Source organism: Stenotrophomonas sp. GD03877 (assembly GCF_029840555.1).
GTDB lineage: Bacteria > Pseudomonadota > Gammaproteobacteria > Xanthomonadales > Xanthomonadaceae > Stenotrophomonas > Stenotrophomonas geniculata.
The window spans coordinates 26,458-46,519 of sequence record NZ_JAOCCT010000028.1; the positions used below are offsets into that span (position 1 = coordinate 26,458).

The 20,062-nt window shown below is 62.7% G+C and carries 22 protein-coding genes and 1 pseudogene; 13 read left to right on the forward strand and 10 right to left on the reverse strand.

Annotated elements, in window-relative coordinates:
• Positions 1 to 29 precede the first annotated feature (29 nt).
• The 8 genes from merA (N5D20_RS18310) to N5D20_RS18350 all read left to right on the forward strand — a co-directional run bounded on the left by merA (N5D20_RS18310) (position 30) and on the right by N5D20_RS18350 (position 7,979).
• Positions 30 to 1,715, forward strand: coding sequence for a mercury(II) reductase (merA, locus tag N5D20_RS18310; protein ID WP_003156770.1), 1,686 nt, complete (start codon positions 30 to 32; stop codon positions 1,713 to 1,715).
• Positions 1,716 to 1,732: 17 nt separating this feature from the next.
• Positions 1,733 to 2,098, forward strand: a complete 366-nt coding sequence (gene merD, locus N5D20_RS18315; RefSeq protein WP_197578749.1) for a mercury resistance co-regulator MerD — start codon at positions 1,733 to 1,735, stop codon at positions 2,096 to 2,098.
• Entirely contained in the window at positions 2,095 to 2,331 is a 237-nt protein-coding gene (merE, locus tag N5D20_RS18320) for a broad-spectrum mercury transporter MerE (protein WP_003132004.1), read from the forward strand. The genes merD (N5D20_RS18315) and merE (N5D20_RS18320) overlap by 4 nt, the downstream gene beginning before the upstream one ends.
• Entirely contained in the window at positions 2,328 to 3,317 is a 990-nt protein-coding gene (locus tag N5D20_RS18325) for a DUF3330 domain-containing protein (RefSeq protein ID WP_003132006.1), read from the forward strand. The genes merE (N5D20_RS18320) and N5D20_RS18325 overlap by 4 nt, the downstream gene beginning before the upstream one ends.
• Before the next feature lie 182 nt (positions 3,318 to 3,499).
• Entirely contained in the window at positions 3,500 to 5,179 is a 1,680-nt protein-coding gene (locus N5D20_RS18335; RefSeq protein ID WP_003830788.1) for a DDE-type integrase/transposase/recombinase, read from the forward strand.
• Positions 5,180 to 5,181: 2 nt separating this feature from the next.
• Complete coding sequence (locus tag N5D20_RS18340) at positions 5,182 to 6,090, forward strand: TniB family NTP-binding protein (protein WP_003830789.1); 909 nt, start codon at positions 5,182 to 5,184, stop codon at positions 6,088 to 6,090.
• Positions 6,087 to 7,304, forward strand: coding sequence for a TniQ family protein (locus tag N5D20_RS18345; protein WP_005413389.1), 1,218 nt, complete (start codon positions 6,087 to 6,089; stop codon positions 7,302 to 7,304). Before N5D20_RS18340 ends, N5D20_RS18345 begins: the two co-directional genes overlap by 4 nt.
• 60 nt (positions 7,305 to 7,364) lie before the next feature.
• Positions 7,365 to 7,979 carry a recombinase family protein gene (locus tag N5D20_RS18350; RefSeq protein ID WP_010981357.1) on the forward strand — a complete coding sequence of 205 codons (615 nt, stop codon included), beginning with the start codon at positions 7,365 to 7,367 and terminating at the stop codon, positions 7,977 to 7,979.
• Positions 7,980 to 8,017: 38 nt separating this feature from the next.
• Here the strand turns inward: N5D20_RS18350 and N5D20_RS18355 are convergent.
• The 9 genes and pseudogenes from N5D20_RS18355 to merT form a co-directional block, all read right to left on the reverse strand.
• Positions 8,018 to 8,299, reverse strand: a pseudogene (locus tag N5D20_RS18355) (DUF3330 domain-containing protein); the annotation flags it as partial.
• 54 nt (positions 8,300 to 8,353) lie between these two features.
• Positions 8,354 to 8,590: a broad-spectrum mercury transporter MerE gene (gene merE / locus N5D20_RS18360; RefSeq protein ID WP_005413392.1), complete on the reverse strand. Its 237-nt coding sequence runs from the start codon at positions 8,588 to 8,590 to the stop codon at positions 8,354 to 8,356.
• Positions 8,587 to 8,952 (reverse strand): mercury resistance co-regulator MerD, encoded by a 366-nt coding sequence (gene merD / locus N5D20_RS18365; protein ID WP_000995361.1) that lies wholly within the window; start codon positions 8,950 to 8,952, stop codon positions 8,587 to 8,589. Before merD (N5D20_RS18365) ends, merE (N5D20_RS18360) begins: the two co-directional genes overlap by 4 nt.
• Before the next feature lie 111 nt (positions 8,953 to 9,063).
• Positions 9,064 to 9,702, reverse strand: coding sequence for an organomercurial lyase MerB (gene merB / locus N5D20_RS18370; RefSeq protein ID WP_000761850.1), 639 nt, complete (start codon positions 9,700 to 9,702; stop codon positions 9,064 to 9,066).
• A gap of 14 nt (positions 9,703 to 9,716) precedes the next feature.
• Entirely contained in the window at positions 9,717 to 11,402 is a 1,686-nt protein-coding gene (gene merA, locus N5D20_RS18375; RefSeq protein ID WP_005413393.1) for a mercury(II) reductase, read from the reverse strand.
• 38 nt (positions 11,403 to 11,440) lie between these two features.
• Positions 11,441 to 11,863 carry an organomercurial transporter MerC gene (gene merC, locus N5D20_RS18380; protein ID WP_005413394.1) on the reverse strand — a complete coding sequence of 141 codons (423 nt, stop codon included), beginning with the start codon at positions 11,861 to 11,863 and terminating at the stop codon, positions 11,441 to 11,443.
• An 8-nt stretch (positions 11,864 to 11,871) separates the two neighbouring features.
• Entirely contained in the window at positions 11,872 to 12,507 is a 636-nt protein-coding gene (locus N5D20_RS18385; RefSeq protein ID WP_020833620.1) for a tetratricopeptide repeat protein, read from the reverse strand.
• Positions 12,508 to 12,526: 19 nt separating this feature from the next.
• Positions 12,527 to 12,802, reverse strand: a complete 276-nt coding sequence (gene merP / locus N5D20_RS18390; protein ID WP_005413396.1) for a mercury resistance system periplasmic binding protein MerP — start codon at positions 12,800 to 12,802, stop codon at positions 12,527 to 12,529.
• Between the two features lie 15 nt (positions 12,803 to 12,817).
• Positions 12,818 to 13,168, reverse strand: coding sequence for a mercuric ion transporter MerT (gene merT / locus N5D20_RS18395; protein WP_031623830.1), 351 nt, complete (start codon positions 13,166 to 13,168; stop codon positions 12,818 to 12,820).
• A 71-nt stretch (positions 13,169 to 13,239) separates the two neighbouring features.
• On the opposite strand from merT, the gene merR reads away from it, so the two are divergent.
• The 3 genes from merR (at position 13,240) to N5D20_RS18410 (ending at position 17,442) form a co-directional block, all read left to right on the forward strand.
• Positions 13,240 to 13,674, forward strand: a complete 435-nt coding sequence (gene merR / locus N5D20_RS18400; protein WP_005413398.1) for an Hg(II)-responsive transcriptional regulator — start codon at positions 13,240 to 13,242, stop codon at positions 13,672 to 13,674.
• A 237-nt stretch (positions 13,675 to 13,911) separates the two neighbouring features.
• Complete coding sequence (locus N5D20_RS18405; RefSeq protein WP_010921730.1) at positions 13,912 to 14,472, forward strand: recombinase family protein; 561 nt, start codon at positions 13,912 to 13,914, stop codon at positions 14,470 to 14,472.
• Between the two features lie 3 nt (positions 14,473 to 14,475).
• Positions 14,476 to 17,442, forward strand: coding sequence for a Tn3-like element TnAs1 family transposase (locus tag N5D20_RS18410; RefSeq protein WP_005413400.1), 2,967 nt, complete (start codon positions 14,476 to 14,478; stop codon positions 17,440 to 17,442).
• Here N5D20_RS18410 and N5D20_RS18415 read toward each other — a convergent pair.
• Positions 17,439 to 17,639 (reverse strand): hypothetical protein, encoded by a 201-nt coding sequence (locus N5D20_RS18415; protein WP_032966765.1) that lies wholly within the window; start codon positions 17,637 to 17,639, stop codon positions 17,439 to 17,441. The two genes, N5D20_RS18410 and N5D20_RS18415, sit on opposite strands and share 4 nt — an antisense overlap.
• A 61-nt stretch (positions 17,640 to 17,700) precedes the next feature.
• On the opposite strand from N5D20_RS18415, the gene N5D20_RS18420 reads away from it, so the two are divergent.
• Positions 17,701 to 17,961, forward strand: coding sequence for a hypothetical protein (locus N5D20_RS18420; protein ID WP_049401600.1), 261 nt, complete (start codon positions 17,701 to 17,703; stop codon positions 17,959 to 17,961).
• A gap of 1,206 nt (positions 17,962 to 19,167) precedes the next feature.
• Complete coding sequence (locus tag N5D20_RS18425) at positions 19,168 to 19,842, forward strand: helix-turn-helix transcriptional regulator (RefSeq protein WP_005413401.1); 675 nt, start codon at positions 19,168 to 19,170, stop codon at positions 19,840 to 19,842.
• Positions 19,843 to 20,062 lie beyond the last annotated feature (220 nt).

Sequence of the window (20,062 nt, forward strand, 5' to 3'; positions counted from 1 at the left end):
GGCGCCACAAACGATAAAGGATCTGTTGCATGACCCATCTAAAAATCACCGGCATGACTTGCGACTCGTGCGCGGCGCACGTCAAGGAAGCGCTGGAAAAAGTGCCAGGCGTGCAGTCGGCGCTGGTGTCCTATCCGAAGGGCACAGCGCAACTCGCCATCGTGCCGGGCACATCGCCGGACGCGCTGACTGCCGCCGTGGCCGGACTGGGCTACAAGGCAACGCTAGCCGATGCGCCACTGGCGGACAACCGCGTCGGACTGCTCGACAAGGTGCGGGGATGGATGGCCGCCGCCGAAAAGCACAGTGGCAACGAGCCCCCGGTGCAGGTAGCGGTCATTGGCAGCGGTGGAGCCGCGATGGCGGCGGCGCTGAAGGCCGTCGAGCAAGGCGCGCAGGTCACGCTGATCGAGCGCGGCACCATCGGCGGCACCTGCGTCAATGTCGGCTGTGTGCCGTCCAAGATCATGATCCGCGCCGCCCACATCGCCCATCTGCGCCGGGAAAGCCCGTTCGATGGCGGTATTGCGGCAACTGTGCCTACGATTGACCGCAGTAAGCTGCTGGCCCAGCAGCAGGCCCGCGTCGACGAACTGCGGCACGCCAAGTACGAAGGCATCCTGGGCGGTAATCCGGCCATCACCGTTGTGCACGGTGAGGCGCGCTTCAAGGACGACCAGAGCCTTACCGTCCGTTTGAACGAGGGTGGCGAGCGCGTCGTGATGTTCGACCGCTGCCTGGTCGCCACGGGTGCCAGCCCGGCGGTCCCGCCGATTCCGGGCTTGAAAGAGTCACCCTACTGGACTTCCACCGAGGCCCTGGCGAGCGACACCATTCCCGAACGCCTTGCCGTAATCGGCTCGTCGGTGGTGGCGCTGGAGCTGGCGCAAGCCTTTGCCCGGCTGGGCAGCAAGGTCACGGTCCTGGCGCGCAATACCTTGTTCTTCCGTGAAGACCCGGCCATCGGCGAGGCGGTGACAGCCGCTTTCCGTGCCGAGGGCATCGAGGTGCTGGAGCACACGCAAGCCAGCCAGGTCGCCCATATGGACGGTGAATTCGTGCTGACCACCACGCACGGTGAATTGCGCGCCGACAAACTGCTGGTTGCCACCGGTCGGACACCGAACACGCGCAGCCTCGCGCTGGACGCAGCGGGGGTCACTGTCAATGCGCAAGGTGCCATCGTCATCGACCAAGGCATGCGCACGAGCAACCCGAACATCTACGCGGCCGGCGACTGCACCGACCAGCCGCAGTTCGTCTATGTGGCGGCAGCGGCCGGCACCCGTGCCGCGATCAACATGACCGGCGGCGATGCGGCGCTCGACCTGACCGCAATGCCGGCCGTGGTGTTCACCGATCCGCAAGTGGCGACCGTGGGCTACAGCGAGGCGGAAGCCCACCACGACGGGATCGAGACCGACAGCCGCACCTTGACCTTGGACAACGTGCCGCGTGCGCTCGCCAACTTCGACACACGCGGCTTCATCAAGTTGGTTATCGAGGAAGGCAGCCATCGGCTGATCGGCGTACAGGCGGTCGCGCCGGAAGCGGGTGAACTGATCCAGACGGCGGCTCTGGCCATTCGCAACCGCATGACGGTGCAGGAACTGGCCGACCAGTTGTTCCCCTACCTGACGATGGTCGAGGGGTTGAAGCTCGCGGCGCAGACCTTCAACAAGGATGTGAAGCAGCTTTCCTGCTGCGCCGGGTGAGAAAAAGGAGGTGTTCAATGAACGCCTACACGGTGTCCCGGCTGGCTCTTGATGCCGGGGTGAGCGTGCATATCGTGCGCGACTACCTGCTGCGCGGATTGCTGCGCCCGGTGGCGTGCACACCAGGCGGCTACGGCTTGTTCGATGACGCCGCCTTGCAACGGCTGTGCTTCGTGCGGGCGGCCTTCGAGGCGGGCAACGGCCTCGACGCGCTGGCGCGGCTGTGCCGGGCGCTGGATGCGGCGGACGGCGACGAAGCGGCCGCGCAGCTTGCCCTGCTGCGTCAGTTCGTCGAGCGTCGGCGCGAAGCGTTGGCCGATCTGGAAGTGCAGTTGGCCACCCTGCCGACCGAGCCGGCACAGCACGCGGAGAGTCTGCCATGAACAACCCCGAGCGCTTGCCGTCCGAGACGCACAAACCGATCACCGGCTACCTGTGGGGCGGACTGGCTGTGCTGACTTGCCCCTGCCACCTGCCCATCCTCGCTGTCGTGCTGGCCGGCACAACCGCCGGTGCTTTCCTCGGCGAGCATTGGGTCATCGCGGCGCTCGGTTTGACCGGCCTGTTCCTTCTGTCCCTGTCGCGGGCGTTGCGGGCATTCAGGGAAAGAGAATGAGCGCTTTCCGGCCGGATGGATGGACGACGCCGGAACTGGCCCAAGCGGTCGAGCGCGGGCAGCTTGAACTGCACTACCAGCCCGTCGTCGATCTGCGCAGTGGTGGGATTGTCGGCGCGGAAGCCCTGTTGCGCTGGCGTCATCCGACGCTTGGACTATTGCCACCGGGCCAGTTCCTGCCCGTGGTCGAATCGTCCGGCCTGATGCCTGAAATCGGCGCTTGGGTGCTGGGTGAAGCCTGCCGCCAGATGCGTGACTGGCGAATGCTGGCATGGCGACCGTTCCGGCTGGCCGTCAATGTTTCGGCGAGCCAAGTGGGACCGGACTTCGACGGGTGGGTAAAGGGCGTGCTGGCTGATGCCGAGTTGCCCGCCGAGTATCTCGAAATCGAGCTGACCGAATCGGTCGCGTTTGGTGATCCGGCGATCTTCCCCGCCCTGGACGCCTTGCGGCAGATCGGTGTGCGCTTCGCCGCCGATGACTTCGGGACGGGGTATTCCTGTCTGCAACATCTGAAGTGCTGCCCAATCAGCACGCTCAAGATCGACCAATCGTTTGTCGCCGGGCTCGCCAACGACCGCCGCGACCAAACCATCGTGCACACCGTGATTCAGCTTGCGCACGGGCTGGGCATGGATGTGGTGGCTGAAGGCGTGGAAACATCGGCGAGTCTTGATCTATTGCGACAAGCGGACTGCGACACAGGACAAGGCTTCCTGTTCGCGAAGCCAATGCCGGCGGCGGCATTCGCCGTCTTCGTCAGTCAATGGAGGGGTGCCACCATGAATGCAAGTGACTCGACCACCACCAGTTGCTGCGTGTGCTGCAAGGAAATCCCGCTCGATGCCGCCTTCACCCCGGAAGGCGCGGAATACGTCGAGCACTTCTGCGGGTTGGAGTGTTATCAACGCTTCGAAGCGCGTGCCAAGACAGGGAACGAAACCGATGCCGATCCGAACGCCTGCGACTCGCTACCGTCAGATTGAGGCATACCCTAACTGGATGTCAGGCAGGGCCGCGCCGCTTGTCATTTTCAGAAGACGACTGCACCAATTGACGGGGCGTAACGCCAGGTGTGCAGTCGGCTCCTGACCACGCAATATCAGAAGTCATCTGCACCAATCTCGACTATGCTCAATACTCGTGTGCACCAAAGCGAGGTGTGAGCATGGCGTCAGACACATTACCAATTGCCGAGCAGGGCGTGGCCACCCTGCCCGATGCGGCATGGGCACAGGCCCGGCACCGGACCGAAATCATCGGGCCGCTGGCAGCGCTTGAAGTGGTTGGGCATGAAGCCGCCGATGCCGCTGCTCAAGCGCTGGGCCTATCCAGGCGACAGGTGTATGTCCTGATCCGGCGTGCCCGGCAAGGTGCTGGGTTTGTGACGGACCTGGTTCCCGGCCAGTCCGGCGGCGGAAAAGGCAAGGGACGCTTGCCGGAATCAGTTGAGCGCATCATCCGCGAGTTGCTGCAAAAGCGCTTCCTGACCAAGCAGAAGCGTAGCCTGGCGGCGTTCCACCGCGAGGTCGCGCAGGCTTGCAAAGCGCAAAAGCTACGGGTGCCGGCGCGCAACACTTTGGCCCTGCGGATCGCCGGCCTCGACCCGCTCAAGGCCACTCGCCGCCGGGAAGGTCAGGATGCGTCCCGCAGCCTGCAAGGTGTCGGTGGTGAGCCTCCCGCCGTGACCGCGCCACTGGAACAAGTGCAGATTGATCACACGGTCATCGACCTGATCGTGGTGGACGAGCGCGACCGGCAACCGATTGGCCGTCCGTATCTGACCATCGCCATCGACGTGTTTACCCGCTGCGTGCTCGGCATGGTCGTCACGCTGGAAGCGCCGTCATCTGTTTCGGTCGGCCTGTGCCTTGTGCATGTCGCCTGCGACAAGCGTCCCTGGCTGGAGGGTCTGAATATAGAAATGGATTGGCCGATGAGCGGCAAGCCCAGGCTGCTCTACTTGGACAACGCGGCCGAGTTCAAGAGCGAGGCGCTGCGCCGTGGCTGCGAGCAGCACGGCATCCGGTTGGACTATCGTCCGCCAGGGCAGCCGCACTACGGCGGCATCGTGGAACGGATCATCGGTACGGCGATGCAGATGATCCACGATGAATTGCCAGGGACGACCTTCTCCAACCCTGACCAGCGCGGGGACTACGATTCCGAAAACAAGGCCGCCCTGACATTGCGTGAGCTGGAGCGCTGGCTCACGTTGGCGGTGGGCACCTATCACGGCTCTGTGCACAACGGCCTGCTTCAGCCGCCGGCGGCGCGCTGGTCAGAAGCCGTGGCGCGTGTCGGTGTACCGGCTGTCGTCACCCGCGCCTTGGCTTTTTTGGTCGATTTCCTGCCCATCATTCGCCGTACTCTGACTCGCACCGGCTTTGTCATCGACCACATTCACTACTACGCCGATGCGCTCAAACCGTGGATCGCACGACGCGACCGCTTGCCCGCTTTCCTGATCCGGCGCGACCCGCGTGACATCAGCCGTATCTGGGTGCTGGAACCGGAGGGGCAGCATTACCTGGAAATCCCCTACCGTACCTTGTCGCACCCGGCTGTCACCCTCTGGGAACAACGGCAGGCGCTGACGAAATTGCGGCAGCAGGGACGCGAACAGGTGGATGAGTCGGCGCTGTTCCGCATGATCGGGCAGATGCGCGAGATCGTGACCACCGCACAGAAGGCCACGCGCAAGGCGCGGCGCGACGCGGATCGACGCCAGCACCTCAAGGCATCGCCTCCGCCGGACAAGCCGATTCCGCCGAAAACGGACGTTGCTGATCCGCAGGCAGACAACCTGCCTCCGGCCAAACCGTTCGACCAGATCGAGGAGTGGTAGCCGTGGACGAATATCCCATCATCGACTTGTCACACCTGCTGCCAGCGGCACAGGGGCTGGCTCGGCTGCCGGCGGACGAGCGCATCCAGCGCCTTCGCGCCGACCGCTGGATCGGCTACCCGCGCGCGGTCGAGGCGCTGAACCGGCTGGAAACCCTGTATGCGTGGCCAAACAAGCAACGCATGCCCAACCTGCTGCTGGTTGGCCCGACCAACAACGGCAAGTCGATGATCATCGAGAAATTCCGGCGCACGCATCCGGCCAGCTCCGACGCGGACCAGGAACACATGCCGGTGCTGGTCGTGCAGATGCCGTCCGAACCGTCGGTGATCCGCTTCTACGTCGCGCTACTTGCCGCGATGGGGGCACCATTGCGCCCGCGCCCACGGCTGCCGGAAATGGAGCAACTGGCGCTGGCACTGCTGCGCAAGGTCGGCGTGCGCATGCTGGTGATCGACGAGCTGCACAACGTCTTGGCCGGCAACAGCGTCAACCGGCGGGAATTTCTCAACCTGCTGCGCTTCCTCGGCAATGAGCTGCGCATCCCATTGGTCGGGGTCGGCACGCGCGACGCCTACCTGGCCATCCGCTCGGATGACCAATTGGAAAACCGCTTCGAGCCCATGATGCTGCCGGTGTGGGAGGCCAACGACGATTGCTGCTCACTGCTGGCCAGCTTCGCCGCTTCGCTTCCATTGCGGCGACCCTCGTCGATTGCCACGCTGGACATGGCCCGCTACCTGCTCACACGCAGCGAGGGCACCATCGGCGAACTGGCGCACTTGCTGATGGCGGCGGCCCTCGTCGCCGTGGAGAGCGGCGAGGAAGCGATCAACCACCGCACGCTCAGCATGGCCGATTACACCGGCCCAAGCGAGCGGCGTCGGCAATTCGAGCGGGAACTGATGTGAAGCCAGCGCCACGCTGGCCGCTGCATCCGGCTCCCAAGGAAGGCGAAGCCTTGTCTTCATGGCTCAACCGCGTGGCCCTTTGCTATCACATGGAGGTGTCCGACCTGCTGGAGCACGATCTTGGTCACGGCCAGGTTGATGACCTGGATACCGCGCCACCACTGTCGCTGCTGATGATGCTCTTCCAGCGGAGCGGTATCGAGCTGGATCGGCTGCGCTGCATGAGTTTCGCCGGCTGGGTGCCTTGGCTACTGGACAGCCTTGATGATCAGATTCCAGCCGCATTGGAAACCTATGCGTTCCAGCTCTCGGTACTGCTGCCGAGACTCCGCCGTAAGACGCGATCCATCACGAGCTGGCGTGCCTGGCTGCCCACCCAACCGATACACCGCGCCTGTCCGCTCTGCCTGAACGATCCGGAGAACCAAGCCGTACTGCTCGCGTGGAAGCTGCCCCTGATGCTGAGCTGCCCACTGCATGGCTGCTGGCTGGAATCCTATTGGGGCGTGCCAGGGCGGTTTCTCGGCTGGGAGAACGCCGACGCCGAACCGCGCACTGCCAGCGACGCGATTGCGGCGATGGACCAGCGTACCTGGCAGGCACTGACGACCGGCCACGTGGAGTTGCCGCGCCGACGCATCCACGCCGGATTGTGGTTTAGGCTGCTACGCACGCTGCTCGATGAGCTGAACACCCCGCTTTCGACGTGCGGCACCTACGCGGGGTATCTCCGCCAAATCTGGGAATGCTGCGGGCATCCGCTGCGTGCTGGGCAAAGTCTGTGGCGACCGTATGAAACCCTGAACCCGGCAGTACGGTTGCAGATGCTGGAGGCGGCGGCAACGGCAATCAGCTTGATTGAGGTGAGGGATATAAGCCCGCCAGGCGAGCACGCAAAGCTATTCTGGTCCGAGCCCCAAACCGGGTTCACCAGTGGCCTGCCGGCGAAAGCGCCGAAGCCCGAACCCGTCGATCACTGGCAGCGTGCAATCCAGGCCATTGATGAGGCCATCATTGAAGCACGACACAACCCCGAGACGGCACGCTCGCTGTTCGCGTTGGCTTCCTATGGTCGGCGCGACCCCGCTTCCTTGGAACAGTTGCGCGCCACCTTCGCGAAGGAAGGCATCCCCCCGGAATTTCTGTCACATTATGAGCCTAGCCTACCCTTTGCATGCCTTAGGCAGAATGACGGGTTAAGTGACAAATTTTGACGTGCAGAGCTTCCCGATGCAAACTGTCACATAATAGAACGTATATGTGACAGGTACAAGATGCTGATTGGCTACATGCGAGTATCGAAGGCGGATGGCTCCCAGGCGACGGACTTGCAGCGCGATGCGCTGGTCGCGGCCGGTGTTGATCCGGCGCATCTCTATGAAGACCAAGCGTCCGGAAAACGCGAGGATCGTCCCGGTCTGGCGAGCTGTCTGAAGGCACTACGGCCAGGCGACACGTTGGTCGTTTGGAAACTGGATCGGCTCGGGCGCGACCTGCGCCATCTGATCAATACCGTCCATGACCTGACCGGACGCGGCATCGGCCTCAAGGTGCTGACCGGGCACGGCGCGGCCATTGACACCACGACCGCCGCCGGCAAGCTGGTCTTCGGTATCTTCGCCGCGCTGGCCGAGTTCGAGCGCGAGTTGATCGCCGAGCGCACCGTGGCGGGCCTGGCCTCAGCACGGGCACGCGGCCGGAAAGGCGGCCGGCCGTTCAAGATGACCGCCGCCAAGCTGCGGCTGGCGATGGCGGCAATGGGGCAGTCAGAGACCAAGGTCGGCGACCTGTGCCAGGAACTTGGCATCACGCGGCAGACCCTGTATCGGCATATTTCACCCAAGGGCGAGCTACGTCCAGATGGCGAGAAGCTACTCAGCCGAATTTGATGCCGACATGAGGCGACGTAGCGAAAGCGTGGTTTGTCTCAATTTGACGGCGGCGAACCGCAAGCGTTCGGTTCGCCGCTCGTTTCGGTCGCAGTGCTGGCCCGCGCCTGGAAACGTTGATAACACTCCAGCCCGCAGAAGTGCTCGACGTACTCCGCGCCTTCCGGTGTGAAGGCGGCATCGAGCGGAATTTCCTTGCAGCACACGCAGCAACTGGTGGCGGTCGGATCATTTGCATTCATGGTGGCACCCCTCCATTGACTGACGAAGACGGCGAATGCCGCCGCCGGCATCGGCTTTGCGAACAGAAAGCCTTGCCCGCGCTCGAACGCTTGGGCCCTCCGCCGTAGTCCATCCATCCGGCCGGGAAGCGCTCATGATCTTTCCCTGAATGCCCGCAACGCCCGCGCCAGTGACAGAAGAAACAGGCCGGTCAAACCGAGCGCCGTGATGACCCAATACTCGACAAGGAATGCACCGGCGGTTGTGCCGGCCAGCACGGCAGCGAGGATGGACAGGTGGCAGGGGCAAGTCAGCACGGCCAGCGTGCCCCACAGGTAGCCGGTGAACGGTTTGTGCGTCTCGGCCGGCATGCGCTCGGGGCTGTTCATGGCAAACTCTCCGCATGCTGTGCCGGCGCGGTCGGCATGGCGGCCAACTGCACTTCCAGATTGGCCAACGCTTCGCGCCGGCGTTCGACGAACTGACGCAGCACAGCAAGCTGCGCGGCAGTTTCATCGCAGTTCGCCGCATCCAGCGCCCGGCACAGCCGCGCCAATGCGCCGAGGCCGATGCCCGCCTCGAAGGCGGCCCGCACGAAGCACAGTCGCTGCAAGGCGGCGTCATCGAACAGGCCGTAGCCACCCGTGGTGCAGGCGACTGGCCGCAGCAATCCGCGCAGCAGGTAGTCGCGCACGATATGCACGCTCACCCCGGCATCAAGGGCCAGCCGGGACACCGTGTAGGCGTTCATCGAACACCTCCTTTTGGTCGGTTCACGGCAATGCATATACCGTTTCGCCGAGTTCAATCCGCGCGCTGCGAATCCGATGCCGGTGCCGTAGAACATTGGGTCGATATCCGATCACGGTGTCCTAGATGACATGGTCTGCAACAGATGTCGATTAAACTCCTGGCCCAAGCCGAAAGCCTCGTGGACACTGACGATCGCCAATCCTTCCAATCCTTGATGCTTGGAGGCCCAGTCTTCCGCCGTCGGGACAGATGCAAAGAAATGTACATGGCAACAGAAGGACTGACGAACGTCGGCTGCTTCCTGCGGCAATACCAAGGACACCGCCATGCCGGCAGGTTCGACAGCCTGTATCTCGCTGGGTGAAACCGTGAGTGAAACGGGTGCTCCGGTTGCAGCGCAATGCGATGAGACGCGAGCTGTACGGCCGATCAGCGCCGGAAATATCAAGGTGTCCAGCGCGCACCAGGCATACAGACGGCGGTCGTCAATTTCAAAGACATACGAAGTCTCGCGCAAGGTGAGGCCGTAGCCGATGATGTTCCCATCTTTGTCATATTCGGTACTGGTGGCCTGTTCGAGTACGGCGGCCACTCGCTCAGCGGGCCAGTCGAGAATCCCGGCAAGTGTCGTTCGTGAAACCGGACGCCCCTTGGCGAGTTCCCGCAGTAGCGGGACCAAGAGATCCGCAGTACCATTGGTACGATTGACCGAAGTGAGACGTTCTAAAATATATGGGGCGAGCTTCATGGTTCCATCTCCTTTCATCCTGCGCAGCAGGACAATTGTTTGACATCCTTGGTGAAGGTCTGCGCCGCGAGCTTCAGCCCCTCGACCATCGTCAGGTAGGGGAACAACTGGTCAGCCAGTTCCTGTACGGTCATGCGGTTACGGATCGCGAGCACCGCCGTCTGGATCAGCTCGCCCGCTTCCGGGGCCACTGCCTGTACCCCAATGAGTCGTCCGCTACCTTCCTCGATTACCAGCTTGATAAAGCCGCGTGTGTCGAAGTTGGCGAGCGCACGCGGCACGTTATCCAGTGTTAGCAGGCGGCTGTCGGTCTCGATCCCGTCGTGGTGCGCTTCCGCCTCGCTGTAGCCCACAGTGGCGACCTGCGGATCGGTGAACACCACCGCCGGCATCGCGGTCAGATTGAGCGTAGCGTCTCCGCCGGTCATGTTGATGGCCGCACGGGTGCCGGCGGCCGCTGCCACATAGACGAATTGCGGCTGGTCAGTGCAGTCTCCTGCGGCATAAATGTGTGGCGTACTGGTGCGCATGCCCTTGTCAATGACGATGGCTCCCTGCGCATTGACGGCGACACCCGCCGCTTCCAGCGCCAAGCTGCGCGTGTTCGGCGTGCGGCCGGTAGCGACCAGCAACTTGTCGGCGCGCACTTCGCCGTGCCCTGTGGTCAGCACGAATTCGCCGTCCGCATAGGCGACCTGGCTGGCTTGCGTGTGTTCCAGAACCTTGATTCCTTCGGCACGAAAGGCGGCTGTGACGGCCTCACCGATGGCCGGGTCTTCGCGGAAGAACAGTGTGCTGCGCGCCAGGATCGTGACCTGGCTGCCCAGCCGGGCGAAGGCTTGCGCCAGTTCCAGCGCCACCACCGACGATCCGATCACGGCTAGGCGTTCGGGAATGGTGTCACTCACTAGGGCCTCGGTAGATGTCCAGTACGGCGTGCCTTTCAAACCAGTGATGGGCGGAATGGCCGGACTGGCACCAGTGGCGACCAGGCAGCGATCGAACACCACGACGCGCTCGCCGCCATCGTTCAAACGGACGGTAAGGCTTTGGTCATCCTTGAAACGCGCTTCACCATGCAGAACGGTGATGGCCGGGTTGCCATCCAGGATGCCTTCATACTTGGCGTGGCGCAGCTCATCGACGCGCGCCTGCTGCTGGGCCAGTAGTTTGCTGCGGTTAATCGCCGGCACAGTAGCCGCGATGCCATCGTCGAACGGACTTTCACGGCGCAGATGCGCAATGTGGGCGGCACGGATCATGATCTTGGACGGTACGCAGCCGATGTTGACGCAGGTGCCGCCGATAGTACCGCGCTCGATCAGCGTGACTTTCGCGCCTTGCTCGACGGCCTTCAGCGCCGCCGCCATTGCAGCGCCGCCGCTACCGATCACGGCGACCTGCAACTGGCGTTCACCGTCGCTGCCCTTGTCGGCGGTCCCCATCCAGCCGCGTACCTTGTCGAGTAGCCCGGCGCGGTTGTCCGTCGATAAGGTATCAGCGAACGTTGCCTTGTAGCCGAGTCCGGCCACGGCGGCAGTCAGTGCGTCCGATGCGGTGCCGGGGTCAAGGTCGAGTTGGGCCGCGCCCTTGGCGTAGGACACGACGGCCGACTGTACGCCGGGCACTTTCTCCAAGGCTTCCTTGACGTGCGTAGCGCACGAATCGCAGGTCATGCCGGTGATCTTAAGGGTGGTCATGTTTGTTCCTTCTCTGTTGTCGGCGACGGTCGTTTCCGTCAGCCATGTTGTGGTGGCAGTTCGCAGCCGTCCGGGCCGCAGCGGCGATGTGCCGGCGAGACGAAATCCCAGATCGACACCCCGACCATCAAGGCCAGACCGACGTACATCAGGTTCGCCGTCCACCAGTTGCCGAGAAGCCAAACCGTGGCCGCGAATACGATGGCCGGCCTGATCATGCCGAGCAGGCTGCGGTGCCATTGACGATGACTCAGCCAGCCCAGCGCGTTTGCTAACAGGGCGATGGCGGCAAACAGCGGCAATAGCCTGGAGATAAACAGGCCCTCGTATTCACTCAGGAAGCCCAGCCCTATGGCCGCGCCGAAACTGGCGATGGCTGGGAAACAAGCCGCGCAGCCCATCGCGGAAACGACGCTGCCGAGCGCTCCGGTTTTATCGGCGATGCGTGTAATCAAGCCCATGATGTCGCTCACTGCTTAACACTGGAACTTCTTGTCCATTCCATAGCCTGAGCATCGCCGTCCGCGATCTGCTCACGTGTCAATCTGGCCGCAAGCTCGGCGCGCAGCTTGACCGCGGTCTCGTCGCCGCGGGCGGCGGCGATGCCGAACCACTTGTACGCCTGGACCAGATCGGACGCGGCCGGAGCGACGCCCTTCGCGTACAGCTGTGCCAGCTTAACTTGCGCCTGTGTGTGGTTCTGCTCAGCGGAGCGGCGGTACCAATTCACGGCCTCGCTGTCGTCAGCGGGCACAGGCCGTGCGTGGCGACGATAGAAGGTGTCGTTGGCATGCCCTTCGTAGATGCGCGCGAGGTTGAACTGGGCGTCCGCCTCGCCCTGCTCTGCCGCTGAGCGGAACCACTTCCACGAGACTGCCTGATCCTGCGCGACGCCGATGCCGTACTTGTACGCCATGCCGGTGACGTTCTGCGCAATGGGTTCACCCGCTGTGGCCTTGCGCTCCCATTCGCTTTGCGTGGTAGGCGAGAGCGACTCGATGGCCGCCTCCATCCTTTTGAAGTCATAGGCCAACGCACCGACGCTCATGAGCATCAGAAGGCCGCTTACGACGGACGAACGTCCGTATCTAAACAAGTTACTCATCATCGCTTTCCGGGTAGATTTACTGCTTGACGCTGGACGGAAAGCCCGCGTCTCCGGTTGCCTTGATCAGCTTCTGCACGCTGGTCTTGGCATCATCGAACGTGACAACCGCTTCGCGTGTCTCGAAGGTCACGTCAATTTTGCTGACGCCTTCGACCTTGGAAATCGCCTTCTTGACGATGATCGGGCAGGTGGAGCAGGTCATGCCCGGTACGGACAGCGTGACGGTCTGGGTGGCGGCCCACACGGGGGCAACAACGGCAGCGAGGGCGAGGGCGGCAAACAGTTTTTTCATGATGAACTCCTGTGATTAATAGAAAAATGGCATGACGTAGGGAAATCCGAGCGAGACCAGGACCAGCGCGGCCACGATCCAGAAAATGAGCTTGTAAGTAGCTCGCACTTGGGGAATCGCGCAGACCTCACCCGGTTTGCAGGCTTGCGCCGGGCGGTAGATGCGCCGCCAGGCGAAAAACAGCGCGACCAGCGCTGCGCCGATGAAGATCGGGCGATAGGGTTCCAGCACCGTCAGGTTGCCGATCCATGCCCCGCTGAACCCCAAGGCGATCAAAACCAGCGGCCCCAGGCAGCAGGCCGACGCAAGAATGGCGGCCAGCCCACCGGCGAAGAGCGCGCCGCGCCCGTTTTGTGGTTCAGACATACGCTTGTCCTTTCAAATTTGGTTTGGATAGCTTAAGCTTACTTCCGTAGTTATGTACGGAGTCAAGCGATATGCAAATTAATTTTGAGAATCTGACCATTGGCGTTTTTGCCAAGGCGGCCGGGGTCAATGTGGAGACCATCCGGTTCTATCAGCGCAAGGGCTTGTTGCCCGAGCCGGACAAGCCCTATGGCAGCATTCGCCGCTATGGCGCGGCGGACGTGACACGGGTGCGATTCGTGAAATCGGCCCAGCGGTTGGGCTTCAGCCTGGATGAAATCGCCGAGTTGCTGCGGCTCGACGATGGCACCCACTGCGAGGAGGCCAGCAGCCTGGCCGAGCACAAGCTCCAAGACGTGCGCGAGAAGATGGCCGATTTGGCGCGCATGGAGGCTGTGCTGTCTGACCTGGTGTGCGCCTGCCATTCGCGGCAGGGGAATGTTTCGTGTCCGCTGATTGCGTCGTTGCAAGGTGGAACGAGCTTGGCAGGGGCTTCCACAGCTTAGCGTGCTTTATTTTCCGTTTTCTGAGACGACCACAGATCAGAAAAGACTGTGCAGCCGACTCTTGATATTCCGTGCAGTCACCTTCTGAAAATGACACCGCTTAGTCAGAATAGAGTCATCTTTCGCATTTTTTGACACATGCCTGCGAAGGGCATAGATTTCAGCCTGACAGAAACGGGGTTTGAGGCACAACGGAACAGAAGGAGCACTTAAGCCGCCTTCAACCAAGGAGACATCGTGCAGGGGCACCGCATCGGCTACGTCCGGGTCAGCAGCTTCGACCAGAACCCGGAACGCCAGCTGGAACAGACACAGGTGAGCAAGGTGTTCACCGACAAGGCATCGGGCAAGGACACCCAGCGCCCCCAGCTCGAAGCGCTGCTGAGCTTCGTCCGCGAAGGCGATACAGTGGTGGTGCACAGCATGGACCGGCTGGCCCGCAACCTCGATGACCTGCGTCGCTTGGTACAGAAGCTGACTCAACGCGGCGTGCGCATCGAGTTCCTGAAGGAGGGCCTGGTGTTCACTGGCGAGGACTCGCCGATGGCCAACCTGATGCTGTCGGTGATGGGGGCCTTCGCTGAGTTCGAGCGCGCCCTGATCCGCGAGCGGCAGCGTGAGGGCATCACCTTGGCCAAGCAGCGTGGCGCGTACCGGGGCCGCAAGAAAGCCCTGTCCGATGAGCAGGCTGCTACCCTGCGGCAGCGAGCGACGGCCGGCGAGCCCAAGGCGCAGCTTGCCCGCGAGTTCAACATCAGCCGGGAAACCCTCTACCAGTACCTCCGCACGGACGACTGACACATGCCGCGTCGCTTGATCCTCTCGGCCACGGAGCGGGGCACCCTGCTCGCGTTGCCAGAAAGCCAGGATGACCTGATCCGCTACTACACCTTCAACGACTCCGACCTGTCGCTGATCCGTCAGCGGCGCGGCGACGCCAACCGCCTCGGCTTCGCCGTGCAACTCTGCCTGCTGCGCTACCCCGGCTATGCGTTGGGCACTGACAGCGAGCTGCCCGAACCGGTCATCCTGTGGGTGGCCAAGCAAGTCCAGACCGATCCGGCGAGTTGGACGAAGTACGGCGAGCGCGATGTGACCCGTCGCGAGCACGCCCAGGAACTGCGCACCTACCTTCAACTGGCCCCGTTCGGCCTGTCCGACTTCCGCGCCCTGGTGCGCGAGCTGACCGAACTGGCCCAGCAGACCGACAAGGGCTTGCTGCTGGCCGGCCAGGCGCTGGAGAGCCTGCGGCAGAAGCGACGCATCCTGCCGGCGTTGAGCGTGATCGACCGGGCTTGCTCGGAGGCCATTGCACGGGCCAATCGGCGGGTCTACCGCGCCCTGGTTGAACCGCTCACGGACTCGCATCGGGCCAAGCTGGACGAGCTGTTGAAGCTCAAGGCCGGCAGCAGCATCACCTGGTTGACCTGGCTGCGCCAGGCACCGCTGAAACCCAACTCTCGGCATATGCTTGAGCACATCGAGCGGCTGAAGACATTTCAGCTGGTGGACTTGCCCGAAGTCCTGGGCCGGCACATCCACCAGAACCGCCTGCTCAAGCTGGCCCGCGAGGGTGGGCAGATGACGCCCAAAGACCTCGGCAAGTTCGAGCCGCAGCGGCGCTATGCGACCCTGGCCGCCGTGGTGCTGGAGAGCACTGCAACCGTGATTGATGAGCTGGTGGATCTGCACGACCGCATCCTAGTCAAGCTGTTCAGCGGCGCGAAGCACAAGCATCAGCAGCAGTTCCAGAAGCAGGGCAAGGCGATCAACGACAAGGTGCGCCTGTACTCCAAGATCGGCCAGGCGCTGCTGGAGGCCAAGGAAGCCGGCAGCGACCCCTATGCCGCCATCGAGGCGGTGATCCCCTGGGACGAGTTCACCGAGAGCGTCAGCGAAGCCGAGCTGCTGGCCCGGCCGGAGGGCTTCGACCACCTGCACCTGGTCGGCGAGAACTTCGCCACCCTGCGCCGCTACACGCCGGCTCTGCTGGAGGTATTGGAGCTGCGCGCCGCCCCGGCCGCGCAGGGCGTGCTGGCAGCCGTGCAGACGCTGCGCGAGATGAACGCCGACAACCTGCGCAAGGTGCCGGCCGATGCTCCCACCGCCTTCATCAAGCCGCGCTGGAAGCCACTGGTGATCACCCCGGAAGGCCTCGACCGGCGCTTCTACGAAATCTGCGCCCTGTCCGAGCTGAAGAACGCCCTGCGCTCCGGCGACATCTGGGTCAAGGGCTCGCGGCAGTTCCGCGACTTCGACGACTACCTGCTGCCGGCCGAGAAGTTCGCCGCGCTCAAGCGGGAACAGGCCCTGCCGCTGGCGATCAACCCGAACAGCGACCAGTATCTGGAAGAGCGCTTGCAGCTGCTGGACGAGCAGTTGGCCACTGTCGCCCGCCTGGCCAAGGACAACGAGCTGCCCGATGCCATCCTCACCGAGTCCGGGTTGAAGATCACCCCGCTGGATGCGGCGGTGCCGGATCGGGCGCAGGCGCTGATCGACCAGACCAGTCAGTTACTGCCGCGCATCAAGATCACCGAACTGCTGATGGACGTGGACGACTGGACGGGCTTCAGCCGCCACTTCACCCACCTGAAGGACGGGGCCGAGGCCAAAGACCGGACGTTGCTGCTGTCCGCGATCCTCGGTGATGCGATCAACCTCGGGCTGACCAAGATGGCCGAGTCGAGCCCCGGTCTGACCTACGCCAAGCTGTCCTGGCTGCAAGCCTGGCACATCCGCGACGAGACCTATTCGGCGGCCCTGGCCGAGCTGGTCAACCACCAGTACCAGCATGCCTTCGCCGCCCACTGGGGCGACGGCACCACCTCATCCTCCGATGGCCAGCGTTTCCGGGCTGGCGGCCGGGGCGAGAGCACCAGACACGTCAACCCGAAGTACGGCAGTGAGCCGGGACGGCTGTTCTACACCCATATCTCCGACCAGTACGCGCCGTTCAGCACCCGCGTGGTGAATGTCGGCGTGCGCGATTCCACCTATGTGCTCGACGGCCTGCTGTACCACGAGTCCGACCTGCGGATCGAGGAGCACTACACCGACACGGCCGGCTTCACCGATCACGTCTTCGCCCTGATGCACCTGCTGGGCTTCCGTTTCGCGCCGCGCATCCGCGACCTCGGCGAAACCAAGCTGTACGTGCCGCAGGGCGTGCAGACCTACCCGACGCTGCGGCCGCTGATCGGCGGCACCCTGAACATCAAGCACGTCCGCGCCCATTGGGACGACATCCTGCGCCTGGCCAGCTCGATCAAACAGGGCACCGTCACTGCCTCGCTGATGCTGCGCAAGCTCGGCAGCTATCCGCGCCAGAACGGCCTGGCCGTGGCCCTGCGCGAGCTGGGCCGGATCGAACGCACGCTGTTCATCCTAGACTGGCTGCAAAGTGTTGAGCTGCGCCGCCGCGTGCATGCCGGCCTGAACAAAGGTGAGGCGCGCAACTCGCTGGCCAGGGCGGTGTTCTTCAACCGCCTTGGGGAAATCAGGGATCGGAGCTTCGAGCAGCAGCGCTACCGGGCCAGCGGCCTCAACCTGGTGACGGCGGCTATCGTGCTGTGGAACACGGTGTACCTGGAGCGCGCCACCCAGGGGTTGGTCGAGGCCGGCAAGCCGGTGGACGGCGAGCTGCTGCAATTCCTGTCGCCGCTGGGCTGGGAGCACATCAACCTCACCGGCGATTACGTCTGGCGGCAGAGCCGCAGACTGGAAGACGGGAAGTTTCGGCCCCTACGGATGCCCGGAAAACCTTAGCGTACGATTTTTTCCGAATTCTGCGAGCCCCCCAGGAAGAATTGCGTAGACCCGCGCGCAGCAAGCACTACGTTGTGCTGAGGGATCAGCAGCAGCTTTGCCCCCGCGGAATACGCCCCTGTGAGAGCATCCTCTGCCAGGGTATCCGCTGCGACGACGAGGTGGTCACGAGTGAGGAGAACGTTGAGGATGCTCATTGCGGGATCGTCTAGACGTTTGCAGACTATCGCCTTCCCCTCCCCTCCTGTCCAGACTGCTATGGCCTCCGCGATCACACAAATTCTTGGTCGCCCCAATGCTTGCGAGAACGCACTTGAGATACGCCGCGGCTACCTCAAGGCGATGGAAGATGCGCTGCGGGTTTCGCTTCTGATCCACCAAGATCCAAGGCTTCTGTTCGACACGTGGGCCAGACTGCTCCCCTTGATCGCTCAAAGCCACGAGAGTGACGGCAGCCAGCCATTTGCGACCGGGATCGTCCGCTCGCGCGATCATGGATCCCGGCGGTTGGCTGGCTGAGCGTATGGTTGCAATATAGGAAGCAATCGCGCGCGGACCAGAACGCTGTTCATCGCAGACATTCTTAGGGTGCCATTGCAGAGATTTCAGCTTTTGAGGAATAAAATTTCAGTGCAAGACGGTCCATTGCAGAAAAATTTGACTTGCGACTGACGCAACGCAGAAATTGCTGATGCACGGATGATGCAATGCAGAGATTACCGGCTAACAGATGCTGCAGCCCAGCCGGCCAACTGAGGGCTTTGCCCGATGGACGAGCCGTTACTCTTGCCTGCAGATCACGATTCTAGGATGACTTGTGCCTCAATCGGCTGACCAGGATCGGGCGTCTGTGCTGGAGGGCTCCTTAGAGCTCTTGGGTGAAATTCGAGCCGCTTGGATGGAGATAGAGCATGGACGTGACCGAAGATCGACGGCGGTGGCGGCACTTTGCCAGATGTCCCTTGATCACGCCGTGGCAGTACAGTCCCTGATCGCTACTCTGCCCCAGTCAGCAATCTCGCTGGTCCGGCCCCAGTATGAGGCCCTCGTGCGTGCAACCTGGGCATGTTATGCAGCTACCGACACCGACATCGAGAAGCTTCTTGCGCCCCTGACTCTGGAGAGTCAGCAAGCGGCAAAGAGGCTCCCTGGCGTTCAGGACATGCTCGTAAAGCTTGAGTCCTCTGGGCCCCGAGGAGCATCACAGTTGTTGGGCAGAGCCAGACAATGCCTTTATGTCGGCTTGAACTCCTATCTCCATGCCGGGATTCACCCCTTGGCAAGGCAGTTAAATGGCTACCCGGGCGCGCTTCTGGCGGGGGTGGCCATGAACAGCAATGCGCTTGCCATGCTAACCCTTCTGAATCTGGCGCACCTGTGGCCAGGCGAACCAGTTCTGGCATGGATGAATGCACTGCATCATCAATTTGGGGGTGTTTTGCCAGAGTTGGAGCCATTGACCCCCCATCAGCCCTCGCCATAGAGCTGTCCCGGATCGCCTGCGCGTCTAGGGTGGGGTCTGTGGTGAGTGACTAGGCAGTTGGGCCTCGCCCCCCTCTGGGGGCACGGGGAGAACATCACGGGCGCATAAGCAGTTGCCCCGGATTTCTCGTTGGGGCAAGTCCTGGCAGTTGATCTGTGTCGGGGGCCTGTCGGGCGACTGTCATGTTTCCAAGTTCGGCACCCTCCTAATCTGGGCTCCCTACCCCTCCGGAGTTATCTTCTATGACCACCAAGACCCCGCCTCGCCTGCTTACCGCTGCTGAGGTTGGCGCCTGCATTCGCCAGTTCCGCCAGTTGCGTCATTGGTCGCAAGAACAATTGGCCGAGATCTCGGGCCTGAACGTGCGAACAGTTCAGCGGGTTGAGCAGGGTGACTCGGCCAGTTTCGACACCCGTCGCGCACTGGCGCGCGCCTTCGATTTCAATGACATCGATGCACTCAACAAGCCTTTCTCGCTGCCGACAGACGAGGAACTGCAGGCGGCGCAAGCGCAGTTTGAGCGCGACTACATCACCCTGGCGGTGTCCCCGCTTGCTGCTGGGCGCGAGCTGGCCAGCCTGATCGTTTCGTGCGACATGGATCTGTCCGAACCGGCTTTCGAGCTGTCGCGCGAGGCGGCGAGCGAGTTTGCTGCACTGGTCGACTACTACCGTGAGTATCGCGACTGCCAAGACCTGTATTCAGAAGTCGACAAGCTAGACATCTACGACGGGCTGCAGCAGCGCATTGAGGTCCTGCGGGAACTGGGAGTATCACTGTCGCACGGTCAGCGTAAGGTCGTCATTCGGATGGGCTCAGGTATGCCGATGGATGCCACGGTCCTGTACGTCGTGGCGTTTCGCCTCGGCCACGAGTGCAGTCAGATCGTAACTCCTAAGGCAGCACGCATCGGCTGAGTCAGCATTCATTAGATCGATAGTGGTGGCGATACATCTGACAGATGTCTATTGATCGCGCCGTCGCAGTACAGTCCCTGGAGGTTGCCCTGCCTTAGTCAGCGATAGCGCTGGTCCGGCCCCAGCACAAGACCCTGATTCGTGCGACAGCAAGGTTCTTAGCTTTCGAGGCAGCGAATTTTTGATGTGCCCTGAACCCTCGCGAAGATCCACTATGGAG

Bases quoted from the DNA above. Each gene is read 5' to 3' on its own strand.
- merA (WP_003156770.1), top strand. From the start codon at position 30: ATGACCCATCTAAAAATCACCGGCATGACTTGCGACTCGTGCGCGGCG.
- merD (WP_197578749.1), top strand. From the start codon at position 1,733: ATGAACGCCTACACGGTGTCCCGGCTGGCTCTTGATGCCGGGGTGAGC.
- merE (WP_003132004.1), top strand. From the start codon at position 2,095: ATGAACAACCCCGAGCGCTTGCCGTCCGAGACGCACAAACCGATCACC.
- N5D20_RS18325 (WP_003132006.1), top strand. From the start codon at position 2,328: ATGAGCGCTTTCCGGCCGGATGGATGGACGACGCCGGAACTGGCCCAA.
- N5D20_RS18335 (WP_003830788.1), top strand. From the start codon at position 3,500: ATGGCGTCAGACACATTACCAATTGCCGAGCAGGGCGTGGCCACCCTG.
- N5D20_RS18350 (WP_010981357.1), top strand. From the start codon at position 7,365: ATGCTGATTGGCTACATGCGAGTATCGAAGGCGGATGGCTCCCAGGCG.
- merE (WP_005413392.1), bottom strand. From the start codon at position 8,590: ATGAACAGCCCCGAGCGCATGCCGGCCGAGACGCACAAACCGTTCACC.
- merD (WP_000995361.1), bottom strand. From the start codon at position 8,952: ATGAACGCCTACACGGTGTCCCGGCTGGCCCTTGATGCCGGGGTGAGC.
- merB (WP_000761850.1), bottom strand. From the start codon at position 9,702: ATGAAGCTCGCCCCATATATTTTAGAACGTCTCACTTCGGTCAATCGT.
- merA (WP_005413393.1), bottom strand. From the start codon at position 11,402: ATGACCACCCTTAAGATCACCGGCATGACCTGCGATTCGTGCGCTACG.
- merC (WP_005413394.1), bottom strand. From the start codon at position 11,863: ATGGGCTTGATTACACGCATCGCCGATAAAACCGGAGCGCTCGGCAGC.
- N5D20_RS18385 (WP_020833620.1), bottom strand. From the start codon at position 12,507: ATGAGTAACTTGTTTAGATACGGACGTTCGTCCGTCGTAAGCGGCCTT.
- merP (WP_005413396.1), bottom strand. From the start codon at position 12,802: ATGAAAAAACTGTTTGCCGCCCTCGCCCTCGCTGCCGTTGTTGCCCCC.
- merT (WP_031623830.1), bottom strand. From the start codon at position 13,168: ATGTCTGAACCACAAAACGGGCGCGGCGCGCTCTTCGCCGGTGGGCTG.
- merR (WP_005413398.1), top strand. From the start codon at position 13,240: ATGCAAATTAATTTTGAGAATCTGACCATTGGCGTTTTTGCCAAGGCG.
- N5D20_RS18410 (WP_005413400.1), top strand. From the start codon at position 14,476: ATGCCGCGTCGCTTGATCCTCTCGGCCACGGAGCGGGGCACCCTGCTC.
- N5D20_RS18415 (WP_032966765.1), bottom strand. From the start codon at position 17,639: ATGAGCATCCTCAACGTTCTCCTCACTCGTGACCACCTCGTCGTCGCA.
- N5D20_RS18420 (WP_049401600.1), top strand. From the start codon at position 17,701: ATGGCCTCCGCGATCACACAAATTCTTGGTCGCCCCAATGCTTGCGAG.
- N5D20_RS18425 (WP_005413401.1), top strand. From the start codon at position 19,168: ATGACCACCAAGACCCCGCCTCGCCTGCTTACCGCTGCTGAGGTTGGC.